The following is a 23,406-nucleotide window of genomic DNA, read 5'->3' as shown; positions in this document are numbered from 1 at the left end:
TGTAATACATGTTGGCGGTATCAGTGAACGCGTGGGAGGTGTCATGGCTGAGCAGCTGCGGACGACGTCGGTCGTCGACGCCGTGGAGGAGGCGGTCCGGCACCGCATCCTGATGGGGGAGGACGCGCCCGGGGCGACCGTCACCGAGGTGGCCGTGGCCTCGCGGTTCGGGGTGGGCCGGCCCACCGCCAAGGCCGCGGTCGACCGGCTGGTCGCCGACGGGCTGCTGGTGCGCGACGGCCGTCGGGGCTCGGTCGTCGCCGAGATGGGGCCGGACGACGTCGCTGACCTCTACGACAGCAGGCTGGTGATCGAGCGGCACGTGCACGGCCGGCTGGCGGACGCCGCCCACGTGCCGGCGGACGCCACGCTCGCCAACACGGCCCTGCGGCACGGCGCGACGCTCTCCGACGCCGCGCTGGTGGTCGCCTCCGATGTGGACTTCCATCGGGCGCTGATCGTCGCGGACGGGAGCAGCCGGCTGCAGCGGATGCACTCCGCGCTGATGGCCGAGGCGCACGTCTGCATGGCCCGGGTGCAGGCCAACCAGCTGCTGCGCGCGGAGGTGATCGCGGACGAGCACGACACGATCCTGCGCCGGATCGGTGCCGGGGACCGGCCGGGCGCCGAGGCCGCGACCGAGCTCCACCTCCGGCACGCCCGGGACAAGCTCCGGGACATGATCACCGGGTCCGCGGCCCCCGTGGCGGGTCAGTAGCCCGCGGCCTTGTCGACGACGTTGACCAGCTCGTCGCCGGCCGCGAAGCGGGTCAGGTTGTCCAGGAAGATCTCGAGGCCGCGCCGGGCGGTGCCGGCGGTCGTCGCCCCGTTGTGCGGGGTGACGACCGTGTTCGGGGCGGTCCAGAACGGTGAGCCGGCCGGCAGCGGCTCGACGCCGTGCGCGTCGATGCCCGCGCCGGCGATCCAGCCCTCGCGCAGTGCGCGGAGCAGGGCGTCGTCGTCGGCGATCCCGCCGCGCGAGATGCAGATCCAGGTCGCGGTGGGCCGCATCGCGCGGAACGCCTCCTCGTCGAACACCCCGCGGGTCTCCGGGGTCGCCGGTGCGGTCACGACGACCACGTCGCACTCGCCGAGGAACTCGTGCAGCTGCGCCAGGCCGTACATCCGCTCGACGCCGTCGACCGGGCGTCCCGGGTTGCGCCGGCAGCCCAGCACCCGCATGTGGAACGCCCGGGCCTTGCGCGCCAGGTCGGTGCCCGCGTTGCCGACGCCGACGATCCCCAGGGTCGCGCCGGCGAGCTCGCCGTGGGTGAACCGGTCCCAGCGGTGATCGGCCTGGGCCCGCATCCAGCGCGGGACGTCCCGGTCGAGCATCATCATCAACAGCATCGCCTGCTCGGCCAGCGGGATCGCACCGTTGCCGGCCGACGAGGTCAGTACGACGTGCCCGGCGGCCCGCATCTCGGGGGAGAGGTCGGCGTCCGGTCCCGCGGCCCAGGAGTGCACCCAGCGCAGCCGGGGCGCCGCGGCCAGCACGTCGCCCCGGACGCTGCCGCCCACCGCCACGACGTCCGCGAGACCGGGGTCGGCCGGCTCCAGGGACGTCGCGAACCGCACCGGGTAGCGGCCGGCCGCGGATTCGATCCGGGCACGCTGCTCGTCGGACCGGGGCCCGAGGACGACGACGGTGTCGGTGGTCATGGCTCTCCCGGGACGGTGCGGCATGTTGTCCGACATGAATACACGTCGGACGCCGCGCCGGGAAAGGAGCGTCAGGCGGTGGACGGCCCGGTGTGGGCGTCGCCGACGGCGACCTCGCCCTCGTGCAGGACGTCGGCGTAGACCCCCGCGCAGGCCCAGGTGCCGCCGATCTGCGGGATCTCGATGCGGTTGTGCTTCGCGATCGTGCGCAGGGTCTCCGGGTCCCGGGAGAGCCCGCCGCCCTGCGCCAGGGTGGTCATGACGCAGCGCATCGTCGCGAACGAGTAGCGGATGCCGACGTCGCCGATCGTGGCCTCGGTCCCCGGCCAGTCGTTCTCCACGAACCCGGCGTCCGCGCACCGAAGCACGACATTGGGCCGGTACCGGCGGACGTCGAAGTCGGCGTCCGGCGCGAGCTCCCGCAACCGGTCCAGCGTGGACTCGGTCAGGACGTGCAGCGTCGACAGGTCGAAGAATGTCCCCGGGTCGCCGAACGCGGAGACGTCGAACCGGCTCACGGCCTCACCGGAGGACTCCCTGCGCGCGGTGGTGCCCTCGATCAGCGCGGCGGGCGCGAGCCGGTCGGTCGGCAGGTCGTCGATCTCCGGCCAGACCTCCTCGAACTGGCTGCCCTCCGGCGCCTCGGAGATCAGTCGCACCTCGCGGCCGAGGACCGCCGACAGCGCGACGTCGACGCCCTCGTCGTCGGAGCGGAGCATCGAGCCGTCCGGGAACCGGATCTCGATCTCCGGCAGCGGTCGTCCGGGCTCGGGTTCGCCGGCGTACCGGGCGGAGAACTCCAGCAGGCCGGCCCAGAGCCGCGGGACCTTGGCGCTGGCGACGGTGCCGGACTCGACGTCGAACACGGCCATCGCCCGGTCGCCGAGCAGCCCGCGCGCGGTCACCACGGACCGCTCGACGGTCTCGCCGAGCATGGACTTGACCGGGTACCGGTGCAGCGAGACGACCGTCATACGCGGTGTCTACCGTTCCGGCGCGCACGGCGCGAACGCGCGCGCCCGGCCGGGGGCGGCGGTGCGCCGGACGGGCGGGCGGTAGTGGGCCGGGCCCTACCCGAGCAGGGCGCGCCGCAGCTCGTCCGGCGTCGCGTACACCGCGTGCGCCCCCGCGGACTCCAGCTCGCCCGGCTCGGCGTAACCCCAGCCGGCCCCGGCGCAGGGCAGGCCGTGCTCGGCCGACCCGACGACGTCGTAGAGGCGGTCGCCGACCATCAGCGGCAGGTCGTCGCCGGACGGGTTCCCGAGCTGCCGGAGGGCCTCGGCGACCACGGCGGCCTTCGACGGGCGCTCGCGGTCCCGGGTGTCCCCGACGATCGCGGTGAACAGGTCGGTCCAGCCGTGGTGGGCGAGGATCTTGCGGGCGGACGGCTCGGCCTTGCTGGTGGCGAGCGCGATCGTGACGCCCGCGCCGGCGAGGCCGCGCAGCAGTTCCTCGATGCCGTCGTAGGGGCGGGATTCCAGCCAGCCACCCTCGTCGCCGTACATCCGGCGGTAGATCGGCAGCACCACCTCGGTGCCCTTCTCGCCGAGGATCGGGGGCAGTGACTGGTACATCGGCGGGCCGAGCAGGTGCGGGCCCAGCGCGTCGTCGGAGACGTCGAACCCGGCCTCGTCGACGGCGCGACGGAGGGAGCCGAGGATGCCGGGGCCGGAGTCGACGAGGGTGCCGTCGAGATCGAGCAGGATGTGGGTCAGCACGTGCCCATCGTGCCTGTAACGCCCTGCGTACTCTTGTACGCATGGCGAACACCACGCTGTACGGCCCGCTGTCCGGCACCGACCGCGTCGACGGGCTGCTCGACGACGGCGCCTGGATCGCCGCGCTGCTGGAGGTCGAGCTGGCGCTGTCCGCGGTCGCCGCCGAGCAGGGCACCGTCGACCCGGACGACGCGGACGGCGTCGAGCGCGCGGTCGGTGCCGTCGCGGGTGTCGACCCGGCCGCGCTCGCCGCGGAGTCGGCCGAGGGCGGCAACCCGGTGATCCCGCTGGTCAAGCGGCTCAAGGCGGCCGCGGCGCGGATCCAGCCGGGCGCCGAGCGGGCCGTGCACCCCGGCGCGACCAGCCAGGACGTCCTGGACACCGCGCTGGTGCTGCTCACCCGCCGGGCGGTGGGCCGGATCGTCGACGACCTGACCGGCTGCGCGGACGCCGCCGCCGGGCTCGCGGCCGCGCACCGGGACACCCCGTGCGCCGCCCGTACGCTCGGCCAGCAGGCTCTGCCGACCACCTTCGGCGCCGTCGCCGCCGGGTGGTGCGCCGGGCTGGACCGGGCCCGGCACCGGCTGGCCGCGCTGGCGGGTGAGCTCCCCGTCTCCTACGGCGGCGCCGCCGGCACGCTCGCCGCCGCGCACCCGCACGGCCCGGCCGTCGCCGACGCGCTCGCCGACCGCCTCGGGCTCGCCCGGCAGGGCGTCCCGTGGCACACCGAGCGGACCCGGATCGGGGAGCTGGCCGGCGCGCTCGGCGTCGCCGCGGGGGCCTGCGCGAAGCCCGCGACCGACGTCGTGCTGCTGTCCGCGACCGAGCTCGGCGAGGTCTCCGAGGCCGCACCCGGCGACTCGTCGTCGATGCCGCACAAGCGCAACCCGGCGGCCGCGGTCACCGCGCGCGGCGCGGCGAAGCGGGCGCCCGGGCTGGTCGCGACGCTGCTGGCGTGCGCCGAGCAGGAGTTCCAGCGCGCCGCCGGTGCCTGGCACGCCGAGTGGGAGACGCTGACCGACCTGCTGCGGGTGACCGCCGGCGCGGCCGCGCGGCTGCGCGTCTGCCTGGAGGGGTTGCAGGTGCACCCCGACGCGATGGCCCACAACCTGGCGCTGGCCGCGGGAGCCCAGGGAGCGGGCGTCGGGCACGCCCCGGACCTGGTCGACCGGGTGCTGGCCGGGCGGGCGTGATGGAGGAGAAGCGGGAGCAGGTCCGCTCGCTGTCCCGCGGCCTCGCCGTGATCCGCAGCTTCGACGCCGCGCACCCGCAGCGGACCCTCGCCGAGGTCGCCCGCGCCGCCGGCCTGACCCGGGCCGCGGCGCGCCGGTTCCTGCTCACCCTCGTCGACGAGGGCTACGTGCGCACCGACGGCCGGCTGTTCACCCTCACCCCGCGGGTGCTGGAGCTGGGCTGGTCCTACCTGTCGGCCATGGGGGTGCCCGAGGTCGCGGCCCCGCACCTGGAGGCGCTGGTCGCCCGGGTGCGCGAGTCCGCCTCGGTCTCGGTGCTCGACGGCGACCCGGACGCCGGCTACGAGGTCGTCTACGTGGCCCGGGTGCCGACCGCCCGGATCATGACCGTGGCGATCACCATCGGGACCCGCTTCCCCGCCTACGCGACGTCGATGGGCCGGGTCCTGCTGGCCGCGCTGCCGCCCGCCGCGCTGGAGCGCTACCTGGCCGGGCTGCACCCCGAAGCACTGACCGAGCACACCGTCGCCGGCGCGGACGCCCTGGGTGCGGAGCTGACGCGGGTGCGCGTCGAGGGCCACTGCGTGGTCGACCAGGAGCTGGAGTCCGGCCTGCGGTCGATCGCGGTCCCGGTGCACGACCGGGCCGGACGGGTGGTGGCCGCCGCCAACGTGTCGACGCACGCCTCCCGGCGCGACGCCGGCGCGCTGCGCACCGAGGTGCTGCCGGAGCTGCGGGCCTGCGCCGCGGCGATCGAGGCGGACCTGCGGGCGTCCGGATAGGGCACCATTCCCCGATGGAACCCGCGACGGAATCCGCGACGCCGCTGCTGGACCCCGCCGATCCCCGGCACGCGCACGTCGCGCACCGGCTGACGACCGAGCCGATCGTCTGGCTGACCACGGTCGGCGCCGACGGGCGTCCGCACCCGGTCCCGGTCTGGTTCCTGTTCGCCGACCCGGACGTCGTGATCTTCAGCCGGCCGGACACCGCCAAGGTGGGACGGCTGCGCGACCGGTCCGCGGTCGCGCTCTCCCTGGACACCGCGGGCGGTGGCGCCGACGTCCTGACCGCCGACGGCGACGCCGCGCTCACCGGTGAGCCCCCGGCGGCCGAGACGGCGGCGTTCGGCGAGAAGTACCGCCCGCTGCTGGGCGACCAGGACCTCGCGGGCTGGCGGAGCGTGTTCGCCCAGCCGGTCCGGGTGCGGCTGCGTCGGGTCACGGCGTGGTGGCCGGGGCCGGACGGGCTCGAGCGGGTGGTGCTACCCGGGAACATCGGCGTCGGGTAGCCGGTTGCCCGGAGAACGGCAGGCGACCCTCGGAGGCACGGAGTGAACGGACGCATGCACCTCGCGGTCGAGCTCGGCGGCGCGGGACGCCATCCGGGGGCGTGGCGGCTGCCCGGAGCGGGGGACCTGTTCGCTGCCGACCGCCATGTCGAGGCGGTGCGCACCGCCGCCCGCGGCGGCCTGGACCTGGTCGCGCTCGCCGACACCCTGCTCCCTCCGTCCGCGGACCCGGACGCCGAACCCGGCACCCTGGACGCCGTCGCCGTCGCCGCCCGGGTCGCGCCCGCGGTCCCCGGCATCGGCGTCGTCCCGGCCGTGACCGTCACCCACACCGAGCCGTTCCACCTGTCCAAGGCGATCGCGACGCTGGACTTCGTCTCGACCGGCCGGGCCGGCTGGCAGCCCGGGGTGTCCCGCACCCGGGCCGAGGCCGACCTGTTCGGCCGCACCGGCCCGGCGCCGGCCGACGCGCTGTGGCGGGAGGCCGCCGACGTCGTCGAGGTCGTCGCCCGGCTCTGGGACTCCTGGGAGGACGACGCGGAGATCCGGGACGCCGCGACCGGCCGGTTCGTCGACCGGGAGAAGCTGCACTACATCGACTTCGCCGGCGAGTTCTTCTCGGTGAAGGGCCCGTCGATCACCCCGCGCCCGCCGCAGGGGCAGCCGCTGACCGTGCTGCGCGGCGACGAGACCGAGGCGCTGCCGGTGGTGGGCCGGTACGCCGACGTCGTGCGGGTCGCCGCGGACACCGTCGCGGGTGCGGCGGAGGCCCGCGAGCGGGTCCGGTCCGCGGTCGCGGGCGCCGGTCGGGACCCGGACCGGGTGCCGGTGCTGCTCGACGTCGAGACGCTGTTCGACCCGTCCCTCCTGGGAGAACTGGACCGCCTGGCCCCGGCCGGCGTCGACCCGGGCCCGGCGACACTGCGGCACGTCGGCGACCCGGCCGCGCTCGCGGGACTGCTGCGCGACGCCGCCGAGGAGGCCGCCGCGGACGGGTTCACCCTGGTCCCGCTCGCGCTGCCGTCGGGCGTCGTTGAGATCGTCGACGGCCTGCTACCCGCCTTCGGCGACGCCTGGGCGTCCGCCCCGTACGACGGGTCGCTGCGCGACCGGTTCGGCCTGACCCGCCCGGCCGGCCGGTACGCGCGCAGCTGAACACCATCTCGACGGCCCGTGGCAGGAATCGGCCTCGACCGCTTCATCCTGCCGTCCTACGGTGGGGCGATGCTGCGCAGCGTCTCGGTGCTCGTGCTCGACGAGCTCGCCGTCTTCGAGTTCGGCGTGCTCAGCGAGGTCTTCGGCCTGGACCGCTCCGACGACGGCCTTCCGGTGTTCGGCTGGACGGTCTGCGGCCCCGAGGCCGGGCGCCCGGTGAGCACCACCAGCGGGGTCACCGTCACCCCGGAACACGGCCTCGACGCGTTGTCCGGCGCCGACGTCGTGGGCGTCGCCGCGACCGGGCTGCGCGAGTTCCCGCCGGCCGTGCTGCAGGCGCTGCAGCGGGCCCGGCACCGCGGCGCGACGCTGCTGTCGATCTGTTCCGGGGTGTTCGTGCTCGGCGCGGCCGGGCTGCTCGAGGGCCGGCGCTGCACCGTGCACTGGAAGCACGCCGACGAGCTGCGCGAGCGGCACCCGCGGGCGGTGGTCGAGGAGGACTCGCTCTTCGTCGACGACGGCGACCTCGTCACCAGCGCGGGTACCGCCGCGGGGATCGACGCCTGCCTGCACCTGGTCCGTCGGGAGCTCGGCGGCGCCGTCGCCAACGGCATCGCCCGCCGGATGGTCGTCCCGCCGCAGCGCGAGGGCGGCCAGCGCCAGTTCGTCGAGCTCCCGATCCCCGAGTGCACCGGGGACTCGCTGGCCCCGGTGCTGGCCTGGCTGCTGGAGAACCTCGACCGCGAGCACACCGTCGCGGCGCTCGCCCGGCGCGCGGCGATGTCCGAGCGGACCTTCGCCCGCCGGTTCGTCGTCGAGACCGGCACGACCCCGCACCGCTGGATCTCCGCGCAGCGGGTGCTGCACGCCCGCACCCTGCTGGAGGAGACCGACCTCGGGATCGACGCCGTCGCGTCCCGCGCCGGGTTCGGCACGGCCGCGCTGCTCCGGCACCACTTCCGCCGCGCGCTCGGTGTGTCGCCGGCCGACTACCGCAGCACGTTCCGCTGCGAGCGGGCGCTGCGCCCCGCGTGACGTGATCGCTTACCGCCCGCGGGGCTGTTAGCGTCGTCACCATCCGTTCACGGAGGTGCGCACGTGACGAGCCCGCAGGTGCCGACCGCCCGGCCGCCCCGGATCGCCGTGATCGGAGCCGGCCCGTCCGGGCTCTACACGGCCGAGGCCCTGCTGGCGGGTGATCCGGGGGTGGCCGTCGACATCATCGACCGGCTCCCGGCGCCCTACGGGCTCGTCCGCTACGGCGTCGCGCCCGACCACCTCAAGATGAAGTCGGTGATCCGGGCGCTGGTCAACACCTTCGACGACGCCGAGCGGGTCCGGTTCCTCGGCGACGTCACGGTCGGCGACGGCGGCATCCCCGGCGAGGTGCTGCGCGAGCACTACCACGGGGTCGTCTACGCCTCGGGCAGCTCGGTCGACCGCGACCTGGGCATCCCCGGTGAGGACCTGGCCGGTTCGGTCGGCTCCGGCGCATTCGTGTCCTGGTACTGCGGGCACCCGGACGCCACCGGCCCCGTCCCCGACCTGGACCGGAGCGGGGTCGTCGTGGTCGGTGCCGGGAACGTCGCGATCGACGTCGCCCGGATGCTGGCCCGGCCGGCACGGGACATCGCCGCCACCGACGCGCACGACGCGGTGCTCGACGCGCTGGGTGCCAGCGCCGTCACCGACGTCCACGTGGTGATCCGGCGGGGTCCCCAGCACGTGAAGTTCACCCCGCCCGAGCTGCGCGGGCTCGGCGCGCTCGACGACGTCGAGGTCGTGGTGCACGACGACGGCCTGCTCGCCGCGGGCGTACCCGAACCGTCCGAGCGCCGGATGCGGCAGGTCGTCGACACGCTCACCGGATGGGCCGCCGACCCGCCGGGAGCCGGGTCGGGGCGCCGGGTGCACCTGCACTTCCTGCGCAGCCCGGTCCGGATCCTGGGCGACGGCGGCCGGGTCACCGGTGTCGAGATCGAGCGCAACGCGATCACCGCCGACGGGCGGGTGCGCGGCACCGGGGAACGCGCGGTGCTCGACGCCGGACTCGTCGTGCGCGCCATCGGCTACACCGGCGAACCGATCCCCGGCCTGCCGTTCGACGAGGCGACCGGCACCGTGCCGCAGGAGGCGGGCCGGGTGATGCTCGGGGGCGAGCCGGTCCGCGGCAGCTACGTCGCGGGCTGGATCAAGCGCGGCCCGACCGGGGTGATCGGGACGAACAAGTCCGACGGCGCCGAGACCGCCGCCTCGGTGCTGGCAGACCTCCCGACGCTGCCGACACCACCGCGCCCCGGGGGCCGGGCGGTGCTCGACCGGTTGCGCGAGTTCGGGATCGACCCGGTGCTGTGGGAGGACTGGCTGCGCCTCGACGCCGCCGAGATCGCCCTCGGCGAACGGCGCGGTGGCACCGACCGGGTGAAGATCGCGGTCCGGCCGGACATGCTCGACGCCGCCCGGGGGCGGGCCGAGCGCGCCGGCTGAGCTCGTCCCCGGCCGGAGGGTCGGTGTCGGCGGGCCGCGGTCAGTACGGGTCGACGGCCACGACGCCCGGCATGGCGAGCATGCCGTTCTCGAACGACTCGGCCTCGTCGGGCGTCATTGACATCGTGCAGGTGACCGAGCTGTAGGCGACGCCCTCGCGGACGTCGACCGCGAACTCCCGCAGTGTGCGGCCGCAGGCCTGCAGGACGCTCGCGACCCGCATGACCCCGTCGATGCCGTCGCCGGTGACGACGGTGCGCCGGCGCGGCATCCGGGACGCGATGTCCGCGGGGTCACCGGAGGAGTCGGTGAAGGAGAAGGTGCTGGGGCGGTGGGTCGTGATGCTCATGGGGAACGGCTCCGTGCGTTGCGTCATCAAATGGAAACGCGAGCCAGGTCTCGGGGGTCTCGTCGCAATCGGCGAGAGGTGCCGGGGGTTCGCCGTGGCGCGCCGGCCGCCTGGATCAGCCGACGCGCGGTGCTACTACTGCGCTGAGTCGCGCGGGCAGCACGGCACCGAGCTCACGGAGAGCTCTGCGAGCAAGGGTGCGCTCGACGAGGTGCATGAGATCACAGTAGCAAGGCCATGCGGCCTGCGCCACATGACGACCGCCGTCTAACCTGCTCGGGTACACCGGCCTCGTTCTGACAGGGGGACTCCCGTCGTGATCACCGCGATCGTCATGGTGCACACCGCCGCCGACCGGATTCCCGAGACCGCGCAGACGATCGCGGACCTCGACGGCGTGGCCGAGGTCTACTCGTGCGCCGGGGACGTGGATCTGGTCGCGATCGTCAAGGTGCGCGAGCACGAGGAGCTCGCCGACGTCATCGCGGGCAAGCTCAGCAAGGTCGACGGCGTGGTCGCGACCGACACGCACATCGCGTTCCGGTCCTACTCGAAGGCCGACACGGACGCGGCCTTCTCGATGGGGCTCGACTAGCGGCGCAGCCGCAGCCGCAGTGGTGCGAGCGTGCGCTCGCCGACCATCCCCACCCACACCCCCGTGCCGTAGGCGACGTCGTCGACCCGGTGGAGGAGCAGGTAGCCGGGGAGCGGCAGGCGCGCGTCCGGAGCGCGGTCGCGGTGCTGCCACCAGTCGGCGAGCCCCTCCGCGACCGTGACCACGGCGACGAGTCGCCGGGCGCGCCGGGAGGCGAGTGCGGCCACCGCGGCGATCGGCCAGCCGGTGCGCCCGAGTGCGGTCGCGGCCTGCCACAGCCCGCCGACGACCTCGAACGCCGTCAGCAGCGCCGCCGCCCGGTACGGGGAGCGGAGCCGGGGCAGCCGGCGGGCCAGCCGGACCGTCGAGGCTGCTGCCGCCACCGCGGCGACGGCCGCGGTGGCCCGGCGCGGCGCGATCAGCGCCGCGCAGACGGCCGCCGCGGCCGGGGTCATCGTGAGCAGCGGCGCCGAACCCGGGTGCCTGCGGGCCAGGCGGGCGTCACCGGTTCCGTAGAAGAGCTTGCGCCGCAACCACGTCGTCGGGGCGACCCGATGGTCGTGCGCGACCTGGGCTGCCGGTTCGTACCGCGCCACCCAGCCGCCGGAGTCCAGCCGCCGGAGCAGGTCGACGTCCTCGGCGACGTGCAGGTCCTCGTCGAACGCCGGCCCGTCCACCGCCGCGACCCGCAGCAGCATCGCCGCACCCGGGACGTAGGACACCGCACCGTGCGGGCCGACCGGGGCCGGCGCGGTGCCGAGGTCCAGTGACGACCGCAACGCCTCGTAGGCCCCGACGAGTCCGCCGGCCTCCGGGTGCAGGGCGGTCACCCGGGGCGCGACCAGGGCGACGGCCGGGTCTGCCAGGTGCTCGAGCAGTGGAGTGAGCCAGTCCGGGGCCGGTACGACGTCGGAGTCGAGGAACGCCACGAAGGGCGTGCCGGACGGGCCGCCACGGCGCACGGCGGCGAGGCCGGTGTTGCGGGCGGCGGCCGGACCGCGGGGTTCCGGGTGCCGGACGAGCGCACCGCCCGCCTCGGCGACCGCCCGGGCGAGCGGCGCCGGGTCGGCCGAGCCGTCGTCGACCACGACCAGCCCACCGAGCCGCGGGCCCGCGGCCAGCGCGGCGAGCAGCCGCTCGAGCGGGCGGTCGCGGACCGGGACCACCACCGCGACCCGGTCCGGGGTGGGCGCTCCCGGCTGCGGCCCGGTGGGGTGGGCGAGGCCGGCGTCGAGCAGGGCCCGGGCGAGGCGCCGGGTGGCCGGCCCGTCGACGACGACCGTGCCGTCCCGGTGCACGAGCGCGGCCTCGGCGGCCGTCAGGTGCAGCAGCCGGGGCGGGACGGTGCCCAGCAGCGATTCCCCGCCGGCGGTCCCGGCGCGCCGCCGGACGTCGTCGCCGAGCGTGACCCGGAAGCCGTCGGGCAGCCGGGCGGTGGTCACCTGCCCGCCCGCCCGGTGCCGTTGCCGCCGGGAGTGCCCGGGACCGGGTCGAGGACGTGCCGGGTCACCAGGGTCGCCGCCCCCAGCACGCCGCCGAGCTCACCGGAGGCGGCCTGGACCACCGTCAGGTGCTGGGTGGCCAGCGGGGTCGAGTGCCGGTAGACGATCTCGCGCACCCCCGCGAGCAGGTGGTCGCCGACCAGGGACAGCCCGCCGCCGATCACGATCACCGACGGGTTCAGCAGGTTGACGCAGGTCGCGAGCACCTCGCCCAGGTCCCGCCCGGCCTGGCGGACCGCGTCGAGCACGGCGAGGTTCCCGGCCCGGGCCAGGTCGACGACGTCGTCGGTGCCGGCGGCCGGGATGCCCTGCCCGGTCAGCGCGCGGGCCAGCGCGGCTCCGGAGGCGACCGCCTCGAGCGTGCGCCCGTCGGTGCCCGGGATCCGGACGTGCCCGAGGTCCCCGGCCGATCCCTGCGCGCCGCGTTGCAGCCCTCCACCGGACACGATCCCGGCACCGATACCGGTCGCGACCTTGACGAAGAGCAGGTCCTCCCGGTCCGGCCAGACGCTTGCGTGCTCGGCCAGCGCGAGCAGGTTGACGTCGTTGTCCACCAGGACGGGGACGTCGAACGCCTCGCGGACCCGTGCCGGGACGTCGTAGCGGTCCCAGCCGGGCATGATCGGCGGGCTGACCGGGGTGCCGGTGAGGTGCTCGACCGGGCCCGGGACACCGATGCCGACACCGGCCAGGTCCGACGCCGGCCGGCCGGTCCCGGCCAGCAGCTCGAGCCCGGTGGTCAGCACCCAGCTCAGCACGGGTTCGGGTCCGTCGGCGATCGGGACACGGCGGGACCGGTGGGCCAGCACCGTCCCGGCGAGATCGGTCAGCGCGACGACCGCGTGCGTGGCCCCGAGGTCGACGGCGAGCACGAGCCGGGCGCGGGCGCGGAACGCGAGCCGGCCGGGCGGGCGACCGCCGGTGGAGACCTCCTCGCCGACCGGGGCGACCAGGCCGGCGTCGAGGAGGGTCTCGATCCGGGCGGCGACGGTGCTGCGGGACAGTCCGGTGAGCGCGGTGAGCTGCGCCCGGGTCCGCGGGCCGCCCTCGCGGAGCAGTGCGAGCAGCGCCGCCGCCTCCGGGGCGACGAGCAGGTCGTGCGAGCGGTCGGCCATGGTCCGAGAGTTATAGCAGTAGCCTGATCGGAAGTATGCATTCCACGACAGACTTTTGTTGACGTCCCGTCAGAAGTCCGGTCGAATGGGTCGTCGCCGTCGACCAGCATCCGGGAGCATCGTGACCCTCTCCGTCCAGCTCTACTCGGCCCGCGAGGCCTTCACCGCCGACCCGTCCGACACGCTGCGCCGCATCGCGGAGCTCGGATACACCCGGGTCGAGCCGTACGGCCTGATCACCCACGCCCCGGTACTGCGCGAGGCGCTGCCGGCGCACGGCCTCACCGCGCCCACCGCGCACCAGACCTTCCTCGGCGACGACGTCGCGCCGGTGCTCGCCGCCGCCCGGGAGGCCGGCGTCGGGACGGTGATCGACCCGCACGTCCCGCAGGAACGCTGGCAGCACGCCGACGACGTCGCCGCCACCGCCGCGCTGATCAACGACGCGGCCCGGGTGGCGGCCGACCACGGGGTGCGGATCGGCTACCACAACCACGCGCACGAGCTGGCTTCCACGATCGGCGGGACCACCGCGCTGGAGTACTTCGCCGACCGGCTGGACGACGCCGTCGTCCTGGAGGTCGACACCTACTGGGCCGCGGTCGGCGGGACCGACCCGGTCGCGCTGCTGCGCCGGCTGGGGGAGCGGGTGGTCGCCGTGCACGTCAAGGACGGCCCCGCGACCCCGGAGACGCTCGACCAGGTCGCGGTCGGGCAGGGCAGCCTGCCGATCCCGGACATCCTGGCGGCCGCGCCGCAGGCTCTGCGCGTCGTCGAGCTGGACGCGACCCGCGGGGACATGTTCACCGCGCTGGCCGACAGCTACTCCTACCTCACCGGGCAGGTCCCGGCGTGAGCGTGCCGGTGGGTGTCGGCGTCGTCGGCGCCGGCGTGATCAGCACGCAGTACCTGACCAACCTCGCCGACTTCGCCGACGTCGAGGTCCGGCACGTCGCCGACCTCGATCCGGCGCGGGCGAAGCAGACCGCCGACCGGTTCGGCGTGCCCCGCTCCGGGGACCTCGACGGGCTGCTCGACGACGACGGGGTCGACATCGTCGTGAACCTGACCGTCCCGGCCGCGCACGTCGAGGTCTCGCTCGCCGCGCTGCTGGCCGGCAAGCACGTCTGGACCGAGAAGCCGATCGCGACCGGCCGCGACGGGGCCCGGCTGCTGCTCGACACCGCCGAGCGGACGGGGCTGCGGGTGGGCTCGGCGCCGGACACCGTGCTCGGCGGCGGCATCTCGGCCGCCCGGCGGCTGATCGAGGCCGGGGAGATCGGTGAGCCGCTGACCGCGCTCGCGCTGATGCAGAACCCCGGACCCCACCAGTGGCACCCGGACCCGGCGTTCCTGTTCGCCGAGGGTGGCGGCCCGCTGCTCGACATCGGCCCCTACTACCTGACGACGCTGGTGCACCTGCTCGGCCCGATCACCCGGGTGACGGCGTCGACGTCGCGGTCGCGCGAGACCCGGGTGATCGGGTCCGGGCCGTCGGCCGGCCGGGAGTTCCCGGTCGAGGTCCCGACCCACGTCGTCGCGCTCTACGAGTTCGCCGGCGGCCGGACCGCGCAGTGCACGTTCAGCTTCGACTCGCCGCTGCGGCGGACCCTGTTCGAGGTCACCGGCACCGAGGCGACGCTGGTCGTGCCGGACCCGAACCGCTTCGACGGCAACCCGACCCTGGTGTCGGAGACCCAGTCGCTCGCGGAGATCGTCCGGGACCGCCGGGAGATCCGGGTGCCCGCCGTGCAGGCCACCCGCGGTGTCGGGGTGCTCGAGCTGGCCCGGTCGATCGCGGCGGGGGTGCCGGAGCGTGCCTCCGGGACGCTCGCGCTGCACGTCCTCGACGTCATGCTCGCCACCCTCGAGGCGGGGGAGCGGGGCGCGTCGGTCGCGATCGCGGGGGCGGACACCGTGACGGTGCCGCCCGCGCTGCCCGAGGACTGGAACCCCTACCGCGCGGAGATCGCATGAGTGCGGGGCCGGTGGTCGCGGTCGTCGGCGGCGGGTTCATGGCCCGCGTGCACACCCGCGCCGCCCGTGCCGCGGGCGCGACGGTGGCCGGGGTGCTCGCGAGCTCCCCGCAGCGTTCCCGGGAGGTGGCCGCCGGGCTCGGGGTCGCCCGCGGCTACGCCGACCTCGGCGAGCTGCTGGGAGACCCGGACGTCGAGGTCGTCCACGTCTGCACCCCCAACGCGCTGCACGCCGGGCAGGCGGCGGCCGCGATCGCCGCGGGCCGGCACGTCGTGTGCGAGAAGCCGCTGGCCATCGCGGTGCCCGACGCCGAGGACCTGGTCCGCGCGGTCGCCGCGGCCGGGCTGGTCGGGACGGTCCCGTTCGTCTACCGGTTCCATCCGATGGTGCGCGAGGCCCGCGCCCGGTTCGCCTCCGGCGCGGCGGGACCGCCGGTGACGATCTCGGGCAGCTATCTGCAGGACTGGATGCTCGCCGCCGGCGACGGCAACTGGCGGGTCGACGCCGGCGCGGGCGGCCGGTCCCGCACGTTCGCCGACATCGGGTCGCACCTGGTCGACCTGGTCGAGTTCGTGACCGGCGACCGGGTCACCCGGCTGGCGGCCACCACCCGGATCCTGCACCAGGACCGGGCCGGGCATACGAGCGTGACCACCGAGGACGCCGCCGCGCTCACGCTGGTCACCCGCGGCGGCGCGATCGGGACGCTGCTGGTCTCGCAGGTCGCCCCGGGCCGGAAGAACCGGCTGGCGATCGAGATCGCCGGCACCGCGGAGAGCGTCGGGTTCGACCAGGAGCAGCCGGAGACGCTGTGGGTCGGGCGCCGGGCGGGCAGCACGCTCGTCCCGCGCGACGCCGACCAGCTCGCGCCGGACGCGGCCCGGCTGTGCACCGTGCCGGCCGGTCACCCGCAGGGCTACCAGGACGCGTTCGGCGCGTTCGTCGCCGACACCTACGCCGCGGTCCGCGGCGACGAGCCGGAGGGGCTGCCGCGCTTCGCCGACGGCCTCCGCACGGTGCGGCTCACCGAGGCCGTGCTGCAGTCCGCCGCGGACGGCGGCTGGATCGAGACGGGGGAGAACCAGTGAGTACGAGACCGGTCACGCTGTTCACCGGGCAGTGGGCCGACCTGCCGTTCGAGCAGGTCGCCGAGCTCGCCGCCGGCTGGGGCTACGACGGCCTGGAGATCGCCGCCTCCGGGGACCACCTGGACCTGCGCCGGGCCGAGACCGACGACGCCTACGTCCGGTCCCGCCTGGAGATCCTGGAGCGGCACGGCCTGCGCTGCTACGCGATCTCCAACCACCTCGCCGGGCAGGCGGTCTGCGACGACCCGATCGACTTCCGGCACCGGGCGATCCTGCGCGACTACGTGTGGGACGACGGCGACGCCGAGGGGGTCCGCCGCCGGGCCGCCGAGGACATGGCGCGGGCCGCGAAGGTCGCGCGGAAGCTGGGCGTCGACACCGTGGTCGGGTTCACCGGGTCGTCGATCTGGCAGTACGTGGCGATGTTCCCGCCGGTCCCGGCCTCGACGATCGACGCCGGCTACGCGGACTTCGCGGCGCGCTGGAACCCGATCCTCGACGTGTTCGACGGCGAGGGCGTCCGGTTCGCCCACGAGGTGCACCCCGGCGAGATCGCCTACGACTACTGGACCAGCGTGGCCGCGCTGGAGGCCGTCGAGCACCGGGCGGCGTTCGGGTTCAACTGGGACCCCTCGCACATGATGTGGCAGGACATCGACCCGGTCGGGTTCATCACCGACTTCCGCGACCGGATCTACCACGTGGACTGCAAGGACACCCGGCTGCGCCGCCCGAACGGCCGGGCCGGGCGGATGGGCTCGCACCTGCCCTGGGGCGACCCGCGGCGCGGCTGGGACTTCGTGTCCACCGGCCGCGGCGACGTCCCGTGGGAGGACGCGTTCCGCGCACTGACCGCGATCGGCTACGACGGCCCGATCTCGATCGAGTGGGAGGACGCCGGGATGGACCGGCTGCACGGCGCCGAGGAGGCCGTGCGGTTCGTCCGGTCGCTGCTGTGGAAGCGGCCGGAGGCCTCGTTCGACGCGGCGTTCTCGAACCAGTAGGCGCTGTCGCGCTCGTGGGTGGTTGTCGCGGCTCCGACCGCGACGACCACTCACGAGCGCGGAGCGCCGGCCAGTTCCGTGGAGAGTGCGGCCCAGCGGGTCAGCAGGTCCGCGGCGGCACCGGAGTCGACGGCCGTCGCGACCGCGTCCAGGGCGGCGCCGATCGCCGCGGTCAGGTCCCCGTCGACGCCGCGGTGGGCGGCGAGCGCGCCGGCCGCGTTGAGCAGCACGGCGTCGCGCACCGGCCCGGTCTTGCCCGCCACCAGGTCGCGGACGACGCCGGCGTTGACGTCCGGGGTCCCGCCGCGCAGGTCCTCGGTGGTGGCCGGGCGCACGCCGAGCGCGGTCGGGTCCAGCCGGGTCTGCCGCACCTGCCCGCCGGAGGCGATCCAGACGGTGCTGGTCGTCGTGGTGGTCAGCTCGTCCAGCCCGTCGTCACCCCGGACGATCAGCGCCGACTTGCCGCGCCGGGCGAACACCTCGGCCATGATCGGCGCCAGCCGCGGGTCGGCGCAGCCGACCAGCGCGGCCGCGGGCTGCGCCGGGTTCGACAGCGGTCCGAGCACGTTCATCGCGGTCGGGACACCCAGCTCGCGGCGGACCCCGCCGGCGTAGCGCATGGCCGGGTGGAAGGCCTGCGCGAAGCAGAACCCGATCCCCAGCTCGGTCACGCACCGCTGGACCGCGGCCGGGGTCAGCTCGATCGCGACACCGAGCGCCTCCAGCACGTCCGCGGTGCCGGCCTGCGACGACGCGGCCCGCCCGCCGTGCTTGACCACCGGCGCCCCGGCGGCCGCGACGACGATCGCGGACATCGTGGAGATGTTGACGGTGTGGGCCTGGTCACCTCCGGTGCCGACGACGTCCACGGCCCGGCCCGCGACCTCGACCCGCAGCGCGTGCGCGAGCATCGCGTCGGCCATCCCGGAGATCTCCGCCGCCGTCTCGCCCTTCGCGCGCAGCGCGACCAGGAACCCGGCCAGCTGCGCCGGGGTCGCCTCGCCGGCGAAGACCTGGCCCATCGCCCAGGTCGCCTCCCCGGCGCCGACGTCCTCGCCGCGCATCAGGCGGCCGATCACCGACGGCCAGGTCGGGGTCGCCGGGGTCGGGTTCGCAGGGGTCGGGGCGGCGGTCACCGGCGTCAGCTCCGGGTCAGCGTGCCGGCCCGGGCGTCCCGCAGGACCTGCGCGACGACCTCGGCGGCCTCGATCGGGTCCAGCGGGTGCACCAGCACCGCGTCGGCCTCGGACCAGGTGGCCAGCCAGCGGTCGTCGCGCCGCCGCACGGTGAGCACGATCGGGGGACTGTCGATGATCTCGTGCCGGATCTGCTTCGCGACGCCCATCCCGCCGGTGGGCTGCGCCTCGCCGTCGAGCACGAGCAGGTCCGCCTCGCCGGCGTCACAGGCCGCGAGCACCTCGGCGATCCCGCTGGCCTCGGTGTAGGTCACCCGCCCGACGTCCGGCGCCGGGCGCCGCCCGACCGCCTCGATGATGCTCTCGCGCACCTCGGGGCGGTGGCTGTAGACCAGCACCGTGCTGGTCCCGGTCGCCGTTCCGCCGGCTGCTGCGCCGACCTCCCGGCTGACGCCGCCCTTGCCGCCCGTCTCTGCCGATGCTCCGCTCGCCACGCGTCGGATACTAGTGGTCGGTCGGCGCCGGGAACCCGGCGACGGCACCGGACGTTGATCAGGCGCCGGCTCCCCGGAGGGCCGACCCGATCACCTGCGGGAAAGCGGTCCGACCGTGCCGCCCGGCGATCCGACGCGCCGAAACAGGGAGCCCGACAGGCTGTAGAAGTTCGCGTCGGGTCATAATGCCCGGCGTGACGACAGCGGCACCCAACATCAGCGCGCGGATCCACTCGCTGAACCGGCCCAACCTGGTCAGCATCGGCACCATCGTCTGGCTCGCCAGCGAGCTGATGTTCTTCGCCGGGCTGTTCGCGATGTACTTCACCGCGCGGGCCCAGAACGACGGTCCCTGGCCGCCGCCGGAGACCCACCTGGACGTCCCGTACGCGCTGACGATCACGATCGTCCTGGTCGCGTCGTCGTTCACCTGCCAGTTCGGCGTGTTCGCGGCCGAGCGCGGCGACGTGTTCGGGCTCCGCCGCTGGTATGTGATCACGCTGCTGATGGGGACGTTCTTCGTCGTCGGCCAGGCCTACGAGTACGTCGTGCTCGTGTCCGACGGGACGACCATGGCGTCGAGCGCCTACGGATCGGTCTTCTTCATGGCGACCGGCTTCCACGGCCTGCACGTGATCGGTGGTCTGATCGCGTTCATCTACCTCCTGATCCGCACGACGCTCAGCAAGTTCACGCCGGCACAGGCCACCGCGGCGATCGTGGTGTCGTACTACTGGCACTTCGTGGACGTGGTGTGGATCGGGCTGTTCGCCGTCATCTACTTCATCCGATAGCCGGCGCAGTCCGGACCGCCCAGTGACCGCACCCGCCACGACGTCGAGGTTGGAAGACCCCCAGCGATGACCGAGAACCCCGAGAACCCACCACCGGGCGAGCGGCCCGACCGCGAGGCCGGTCGGGTACGGCCGCACGGCAAGATGCGTCGCCGGATCGCGGGCGCCCTGGCCATCGGGCTGGGCCTGCTCTCCGTCGGCTTCCTCTACGCCGCCTTCGCCCCCACGCCGCAGGTGGCGCAGGCGCAGCCGGACGCCGCGCTGATCGCCCAGGGCGAGCAGCTCTACAACAACACGTGCATCACCTGCCACGGGGCGAACCTGCAGGGTGAGGCGGACCGCGGACCGAGCCTGATCGGTGTCGGTGACGCCGCGGTCTACTTCCAGGTGTCGTCGGGCCGGATGCCGATGGCCCGCCAGGAGGCGCAGGCGGCTCGCAAGCACCCGCTGCCGATCTTCGACCCGGAGACCCCCGAGGGACGGGCGAACCTGGAGGCCCTCGGTGCCTACATCCAGGCCAACGGTGGCGGTCCCGTCACCCCGGCCGCGACCGGTGAGGCGCTGCGCGGCGAGGACCCGGCCCGCGGCGGGGTGCTCTACCGGCTGAACTGCGCGTCCTGCCACAACTTCACCGGGGTCGGTGGCGCGCTGTCGTCCGGCAAGTACGCCCCGGCGCTGGCCCCGGCGAGCGAGTCGCAGATCTACACCGCGATGCAGACCGGCCCGCAGAACATGCCGCGGTTCTCCGACCAGCAGCTCACGCCGGAGGAGAAGCGCGACATCATCGCCTACATCAAGTCGGTCAACAACACGAACGACCCGGGCGGCTACTCGCTGCTGGGTCTCGGACCGACCTCCGAGGGCGTGTTCGTCTTCATCGTCGTGATGTCCGGTCTGGTCGGGTTCGCGATCTGGTTGGGAGCGAAGAGTTGAGCAGCGAAGTGACCACCGGGCAGGGCGACCGTCGCCCCACCCGGGAGGAGCTCGATGCGATGTCGCCCGAGCAGCTGGCCCGGCTGGCCGGTGAGCTCGACGAGGTCGAGGTCGTGCACAACACCCCCAAGTTCCCGATCCCGGGGACGCGGGCGGAGAAGCGGGCCGAGCGGTCGGTCGCGCTGTGGTTCGTCATCTCGGCGGTGTCGATGCTGGCGTTCGTCGTCGCCTTCATCGCGTGGCCGTGGGAGTACGTCAACGCCGGTGAGCCCGGCCACGCGATCTACTCGCTCTACACCCCGGTCATCGGGTTCACGTTCGGGTTCTCGATCCTCGCGCTGGGCATCGCGGTCATCCAGGCCGTGAAGAAGCTGTTCCCGGACGAGGTCGCGGTGCAGCAGCGCCACGACGGCATCTCCGACGAGATCGACCGCCGCACGTTCGTGGCCCAGGTCACCGACGCCGGCGAGAAGACCACGCTCGGCCGGCGCAAGCTGATCCTGCGCAGCGCCGGTCTCGCGGCCGGCCTGGCGGGCGTCGGCACCGGCATCGTCGCGCTCGGCGGCCTGATCAAGAACCCGTGGGCCGAGGGCGACGACGCGCCGCTGTGGCACACCGGCTGGCGGGCCGAAGGCGGCGAAACCGTGTATCTGCGCACGGACACCGGTATCCTCTCGGAGATCGCACGCGTGCGTCCGGAGGACATGGAGCCCGGATCGATGATGACCGTCTTCCCGTACCGGGAGAGCGAGCGCGGCAACGAGGAGGAGCTCCTGCACGCCCAGCGTGCCGGTGACGCCGCCGTCATGCTGATCCGTCTCCGCCCGGGGACGCAGGTCACGAAGCGACCGGGCCAGGAGGACTTCAACTACGGCGACTTCTACGCCTGGTCGAAGATCTGCACCCACCTCGGGTGCCCCACCTCGCTGTACCAGGCACAGGACAACCGGATCCTGTGCCCGTGTCACCAGTCGCAGTTCCTGGCGACGCAGGACGCCGAGCCCGTGTTCGGGCCCGCCGCCCGTGCGCTGCCGCAGCTGCCGATCACGGTGAACGACGAGGGCTACTTCGTCGCCACGAGCGACTTCGTGGAACCCGTCGGACCCGCCTTCTGGGAGAGGCCGAAGACGACATGAGTTCGAACAAGGGAGCCGCGGCGCTCGACCAGCTCGACCAGCGCTACCACCCGGCGGCGGGGCTGCGGAAGCAGTTCAACAAGGTCTTTCCGACCCACTGGTCGTTCATGCTGGGCGAGATCGCCCTCTACAGCTTCATCATCGTCATCCTGTCGGGCGTCTACCTGGCGTTGTTCTTCGACCCCTCGATGGAGGAGGTCATCTACAACGGCCCGTACGACCCGCTGCGCGGCGTGCACATGTCGCGGGCCTACGAGTCGGCGCTGGAGATCTCGCTCGAGGTCCGCGGCGGCCTGTTCATGCGGCAGGTGCACCACTGGGCGGCGCTGCTGTTCGTCGCCTCGATGATCGTCCACATGATGCGGGTGTTCTTCACCGGAGCGTTCCGCAAGCCGCGTGAGACGAACTGGATGATCGGCATCGTGCTGATCCTGGTCGGCACCTTCGCCGGCTTCACCGGCTACTCGCTGCCGGACGACCTGCTCTCGGGCATCGGCCTGCGGATCGCCTCGGGCATCACGCTGACCGTGCCGGTCATGGGCACCTGGGTGCACTGGGCGCTGTTCGGTGGGGAGTTCCCGGGGACGGAGATCATCCCCAGGCTCTACATCATCCACGTGCTGATCCTGCCCGGGGTCCTGCTCGCGCTGATCGCCGTGCACCTCGGTCTGGTGTGGTACCAGAAGCACACCCAGTTCCCCGGCCCCGGCCGGACCGAGAACAACGTGGTCGGCGTGCGGATCATGCCGCAGTTCGCGGCGAAGGGCGGCGCGTTCTTCGCCGTCACCGCCGGCGTGATCGCGCTGATCAGCGGCCTGTTCCAGATCAACGGCATCTGGCACATCGGCCCGTACGACGCCGCACAGATCTCCGCGGGATCGCAGCCGGACTTCTACATGCTGTGGTCCGAGGGAATGGGCCGGATCTTCCCGCCGTGGGAGTTCTACCTGTTCGACACCTACACGATCCCGGCCGCGTTCATCCCGACCGCGGGCTTCCTGCCGGTGCTGTTCGTGCTGGCCGGCGCCTACCCGGCGATCGAACGCCGGTTCACCGGGGACGACGCGCTGCACAACCTGCTGCAGCGCCCGCGGGACGTGCCGGTCCGCACCGCGCTCGGTGCCATGGGAATCTCGTTCTACCTGTGGCTCGTGATGTGCGGGTTCAACGACTGGATCTCGTTCTTCTTCCACATCGACCTGAACGCGACGACGTGGGCCGGCCGGCTCGGTCTGCTGATCGTTCCGCCGATCGTGTACTGGGTCACCTACCGCTGGTGCCTGGGCCTGCAGAAGGCCGACCGCGCGGTGCTGGAGCACGGTGTGGAGACCGGCATCATCAAGCGGCTGCCGCACGGCGAGTTCATCGAGGTGCACCAGCCACTGGGTGGGGTCGACTCGCACGGCCACGCCATCCCGCTGGAGTACCAGGGCACCTCGGTGCCGAAGCGGATGAACCAGCTGGGTTCGGCCGGCTCGCCGGTCGCGGGCTCGATGTTCCGCCCGGACCCGCCGGAGGAGACCCGGGCGCTGGAGCAGGCGCGGCACGAGGCGCACGAGCGCGAGCTGCTCGAGCGCGACGAGCGTGCCGCCGCCCGCCGGCAGCTCGAGTCCGGACGGCAGGACGAGCTGGCCGGCCGACCGGACGACGGCGGACGCCCGCAGCAGCCCACCGAGTGAGCTGAGCGCACGACGCACAACCCGAGAGCCCCGCACCGGCACCCGCCGGGGCGGGGCTCTCGTCGTGTCCGGCCCCGTCCCACCGTCCCGCCCCCGCC

Annotated in this window: 24 protein-coding genes; 16 read left to right on the top strand and 8 right to left on the bottom strand. The window is 74.2% G+C overall.

Annotated features, from left to right (window positions below):
* Window positions 1-43: 43 nt before the first annotated feature.
* Window positions 44-718 carry a GntR family transcriptional regulator gene (locus WIS52_RS22380; RefSeq protein ID WP_349300298.1) on the top strand — a complete coding sequence of 225 codons (675 nt, stop codon included), beginning with the start codon at window positions 44-46 and terminating at the stop codon, window positions 716-718.
* Here WIS52_RS22380 and WIS52_RS22375 read toward each other — a convergent pair.
* From WIS52_RS22375 to WIS52_RS22365, 3 genes are all read right to left on the bottom strand, one after another.
* Complete coding sequence (locus WIS52_RS22375; RefSeq protein ID WP_349300297.1) at window positions 712-1,662, bottom strand: D-2-hydroxyacid dehydrogenase; 951 nt, start codon at window positions 1,660-1,662, stop codon at window positions 712-714. The genes WIS52_RS22380 and WIS52_RS22375 overlap by 7 nt on opposite strands.
* Window positions 1,663-1,733: 71 nt before the next feature.
* A complete protein-coding gene (locus WIS52_RS22370) occupies window positions 1,734-2,636 on the bottom strand; it encodes an MOSC domain-containing protein (protein ID WP_349300296.1) in 903 nt (300 codons plus the stop codon).
* A gap of 96 nt (window positions 2,637-2,732) precedes the next feature.
* A complete protein-coding gene (locus tag WIS52_RS22365; protein ID WP_349300295.1) occupies window positions 2,733-3,380 on the bottom strand; it encodes an HAD hydrolase-like protein in 648 nt (215 codons plus the stop codon).
* 41 nt (window positions 3,381-3,421) lie between these two features.
* On the opposite strand from WIS52_RS22365, the gene WIS52_RS22360 reads away from it, so the two are divergent.
* The 6 genes from WIS52_RS22360 (at window position 3,422) to WIS52_RS22335 (ending at window position 9,506) form a co-directional block, all read left to right on the top strand.
* A complete protein-coding gene (locus WIS52_RS22360; protein WP_349300294.1) occupies window positions 3,422-4,573 on the top strand; it encodes a lyase family protein in 1,152 nt (383 codons plus the stop codon).
* The gene (locus WIS52_RS22355) at window positions 4,573-5,355 is read left to right on the top strand and encodes an IclR family transcriptional regulator domain-containing protein (protein ID WP_349300293.1); all 783 of its coding nucleotides are present in this window, start codon (window positions 4,573-4,575) and stop codon (window positions 5,353-5,355) included. Before WIS52_RS22360 ends, WIS52_RS22355 begins: the two co-directional genes overlap by 1 nt.
* Before the next feature lie 14 nt (window positions 5,356-5,369).
* Window positions 5,370-5,864 (top strand): pyridoxamine 5'-phosphate oxidase family protein, encoded by a 495-nt coding sequence (locus WIS52_RS22350; RefSeq protein WP_349300292.1) that lies wholly within the window; start codon window positions 5,370-5,372, stop codon window positions 5,862-5,864.
* 42 nt (window positions 5,865-5,906) lie between these two features.
* Window positions 5,907-7,019: an LLM class flavin-dependent oxidoreductase gene (locus tag WIS52_RS22345; RefSeq protein WP_349300291.1), complete on the top strand. Its 1,113-nt coding sequence runs from the start codon at window positions 5,907-5,909 to the stop codon at window positions 7,017-7,019.
* Window positions 7,020-7,088: 69 nt separating this feature from the next.
* Complete coding sequence (locus tag WIS52_RS22340) at window positions 7,089-8,054, top strand: helix-turn-helix domain-containing protein (protein ID WP_349300571.1); 966 nt, start codon at window positions 7,089-7,091, stop codon at window positions 8,052-8,054.
* A 63-nt stretch (window positions 8,055-8,117) separates the two neighbouring features.
* The gene (locus WIS52_RS22335; protein ID WP_349300290.1) at window positions 8,118-9,506 is read left to right on the top strand and encodes an FAD-dependent oxidoreductase; all 1,389 of its coding nucleotides are present in this window, start codon (window positions 8,118-8,120) and stop codon (window positions 9,504-9,506) included.
* A 40-nt stretch (window positions 9,507-9,546) separates the two neighbouring features.
* Here the strand turns inward: WIS52_RS22335 and WIS52_RS22330 are convergent, their stop codons facing one another.
* Entirely contained in the window at window positions 9,547-9,855 is a 309-nt protein-coding gene (locus tag WIS52_RS22330; protein ID WP_349300289.1) for a hypothetical protein, read from the bottom strand.
* Between the two features lie 316 nt (window positions 9,856-10,171).
* On the opposite strand from WIS52_RS22330, the gene WIS52_RS22325 reads away from it, so the two are divergent.
* Window positions 10,172-10,450, top strand: coding sequence for an Lrp/AsnC family transcriptional regulator (locus WIS52_RS22325; protein WP_349300288.1), 279 nt, complete (start codon window positions 10,172-10,174; stop codon window positions 10,448-10,450).
* Here the strand turns inward: WIS52_RS22325 and mftF are convergent.
* Window positions 10,447-11,892, bottom strand: coding sequence for a mycofactocin biosynthesis glycosyltransferase MftF (mftF, locus tag WIS52_RS22320; RefSeq protein ID WP_349300287.1), 1,446 nt, complete (start codon window positions 11,890-11,892; stop codon window positions 10,447-10,449). The genes WIS52_RS22325 and mftF overlap by 4 nt on opposite strands.
* On the bottom strand, window positions 11,889-13,067 hold the full coding sequence (locus WIS52_RS22315; protein WP_349300286.1) for an ROK family transcriptional regulator: 1,179 nt from the start codon (window positions 13,065-13,067) through the stop codon (window positions 11,889-11,891). The genes mftF and WIS52_RS22315 overlap by 4 nt, the downstream gene beginning before the upstream one ends.
* A 121-nt stretch (window positions 13,068-13,188) precedes the next feature.
* Here WIS52_RS22315 and WIS52_RS22310 point away from each other — a divergent pair, with 121 nt between their 5' ends.
* Genes WIS52_RS22310 through WIS52_RS22295 form a run of 4 tightly spaced genes read left to right on the top strand, consistent with a single transcriptional unit; the run spans window position 13,189 to window position 17,136 of the window.
* Window positions 13,189-13,923, top strand: a complete 735-nt coding sequence (locus tag WIS52_RS22310) for a sugar phosphate isomerase/epimerase family protein (protein ID WP_349300285.1) — start codon at window positions 13,189-13,191, stop codon at window positions 13,921-13,923.
* Window positions 13,920-15,044 (top strand): Gfo/Idh/MocA family protein, encoded by a 1,125-nt coding sequence (locus WIS52_RS22305; RefSeq protein ID WP_349300284.1) that lies wholly within the window; start codon window positions 13,920-13,922, stop codon window positions 15,042-15,044. Before WIS52_RS22310 ends, WIS52_RS22305 begins: the two co-directional genes overlap by 4 nt.
* Window positions 15,041-16,132: a Gfo/Idh/MocA family protein gene (locus tag WIS52_RS22300; protein WP_349300283.1), complete on the top strand. Its 1,092-nt coding sequence runs from the start codon at window positions 15,041-15,043 to the stop codon at window positions 16,130-16,132. The genes WIS52_RS22305 and WIS52_RS22300 overlap by 4 nt, the downstream gene beginning before the upstream one ends.
* Window positions 16,129-17,136 (top strand): sugar phosphate isomerase/epimerase family protein, encoded by a 1,008-nt coding sequence (locus WIS52_RS22295; protein WP_349300282.1) that lies wholly within the window; start codon window positions 16,129-16,131, stop codon window positions 17,134-17,136. Before WIS52_RS22300 ends, WIS52_RS22295 begins: the two co-directional genes overlap by 4 nt.
* A gap of 50 nt (window positions 17,137-17,186) precedes the next feature.
* On the opposite strand, the gene trpD is transcribed toward WIS52_RS22295, so the two are convergent.
* Both trpD and WIS52_RS22285 read right to left on the bottom strand, forming a co-directional pair.
* A complete protein-coding gene (trpD, locus tag WIS52_RS22290) occupies window positions 17,187-18,281 on the bottom strand; it encodes an anthranilate phosphoribosyltransferase (protein WP_379610469.1) in 1,095 nt (364 codons plus the stop codon).
* Entirely contained in the window at window positions 18,278-18,670 is a 393-nt protein-coding gene (locus WIS52_RS22285) for a response regulator (protein WP_349300570.1), read from the bottom strand. Before WIS52_RS22285 ends, trpD begins: the two co-directional genes overlap by 4 nt.
* A 281-nt stretch (window positions 18,671-18,951) precedes the next feature.
* Between WIS52_RS22285 and ctaE the strand changes: the two genes are divergently transcribed.
* From ctaE to qcrB, 4 genes are all read left to right on the top strand, one after another.
* Window positions 18,952-19,560: an aa3-type cytochrome oxidase subunit III gene (ctaE, locus tag WIS52_RS22280; protein ID WP_349300280.1), complete on the top strand. Its 609-nt coding sequence runs from the start codon at window positions 18,952-18,954 to the stop codon at window positions 19,558-19,560.
* Between the two features lie 66 nt (window positions 19,561-19,626).
* The gene (gene qcrC, locus WIS52_RS22275; RefSeq protein WP_379610397.1) at window positions 19,627-20,493 is read left to right on the top strand and encodes a cytochrome bc1 complex diheme cytochrome c subunit; all 867 of its coding nucleotides are present in this window, start codon (window positions 19,627-19,629) and stop codon (window positions 20,491-20,493) included.
* On the top strand, window positions 20,490-21,629 hold the full coding sequence (qcrA, locus tag WIS52_RS22270; RefSeq protein ID WP_349300279.1) for a cytochrome bc1 complex Rieske iron-sulfur subunit: 1,140 nt from the start codon (window positions 20,490-20,492) through the stop codon (window positions 21,627-21,629). The genes qcrC and qcrA overlap by 4 nt, the downstream gene beginning before the upstream one ends.
* Complete coding sequence (qcrB, locus tag WIS52_RS22265) at window positions 21,626-23,308, top strand: cytochrome bc1 complex cytochrome b subunit (RefSeq protein WP_349300278.1); 1,683 nt, start codon at window positions 21,626-21,628, stop codon at window positions 23,306-23,308. Before qcrA ends, qcrB begins: the two co-directional genes overlap by 4 nt.
* Window positions 23,309-23,406: the final 98 nt, after the last annotated feature.

This window comes from Pseudonocardia nematodicida, assembly GCF_040105385.1.
GTDB lineage: Bacteria > Actinomycetota > Actinomycetes > Mycobacteriales > Pseudonocardiaceae > Pseudonocardia > Pseudonocardia nematodicida.
The sequence above is the reverse complement of the archived record's forward strand: the minus strand, read 5'-3'. Positions and strand labels throughout refer to the sequence as shown.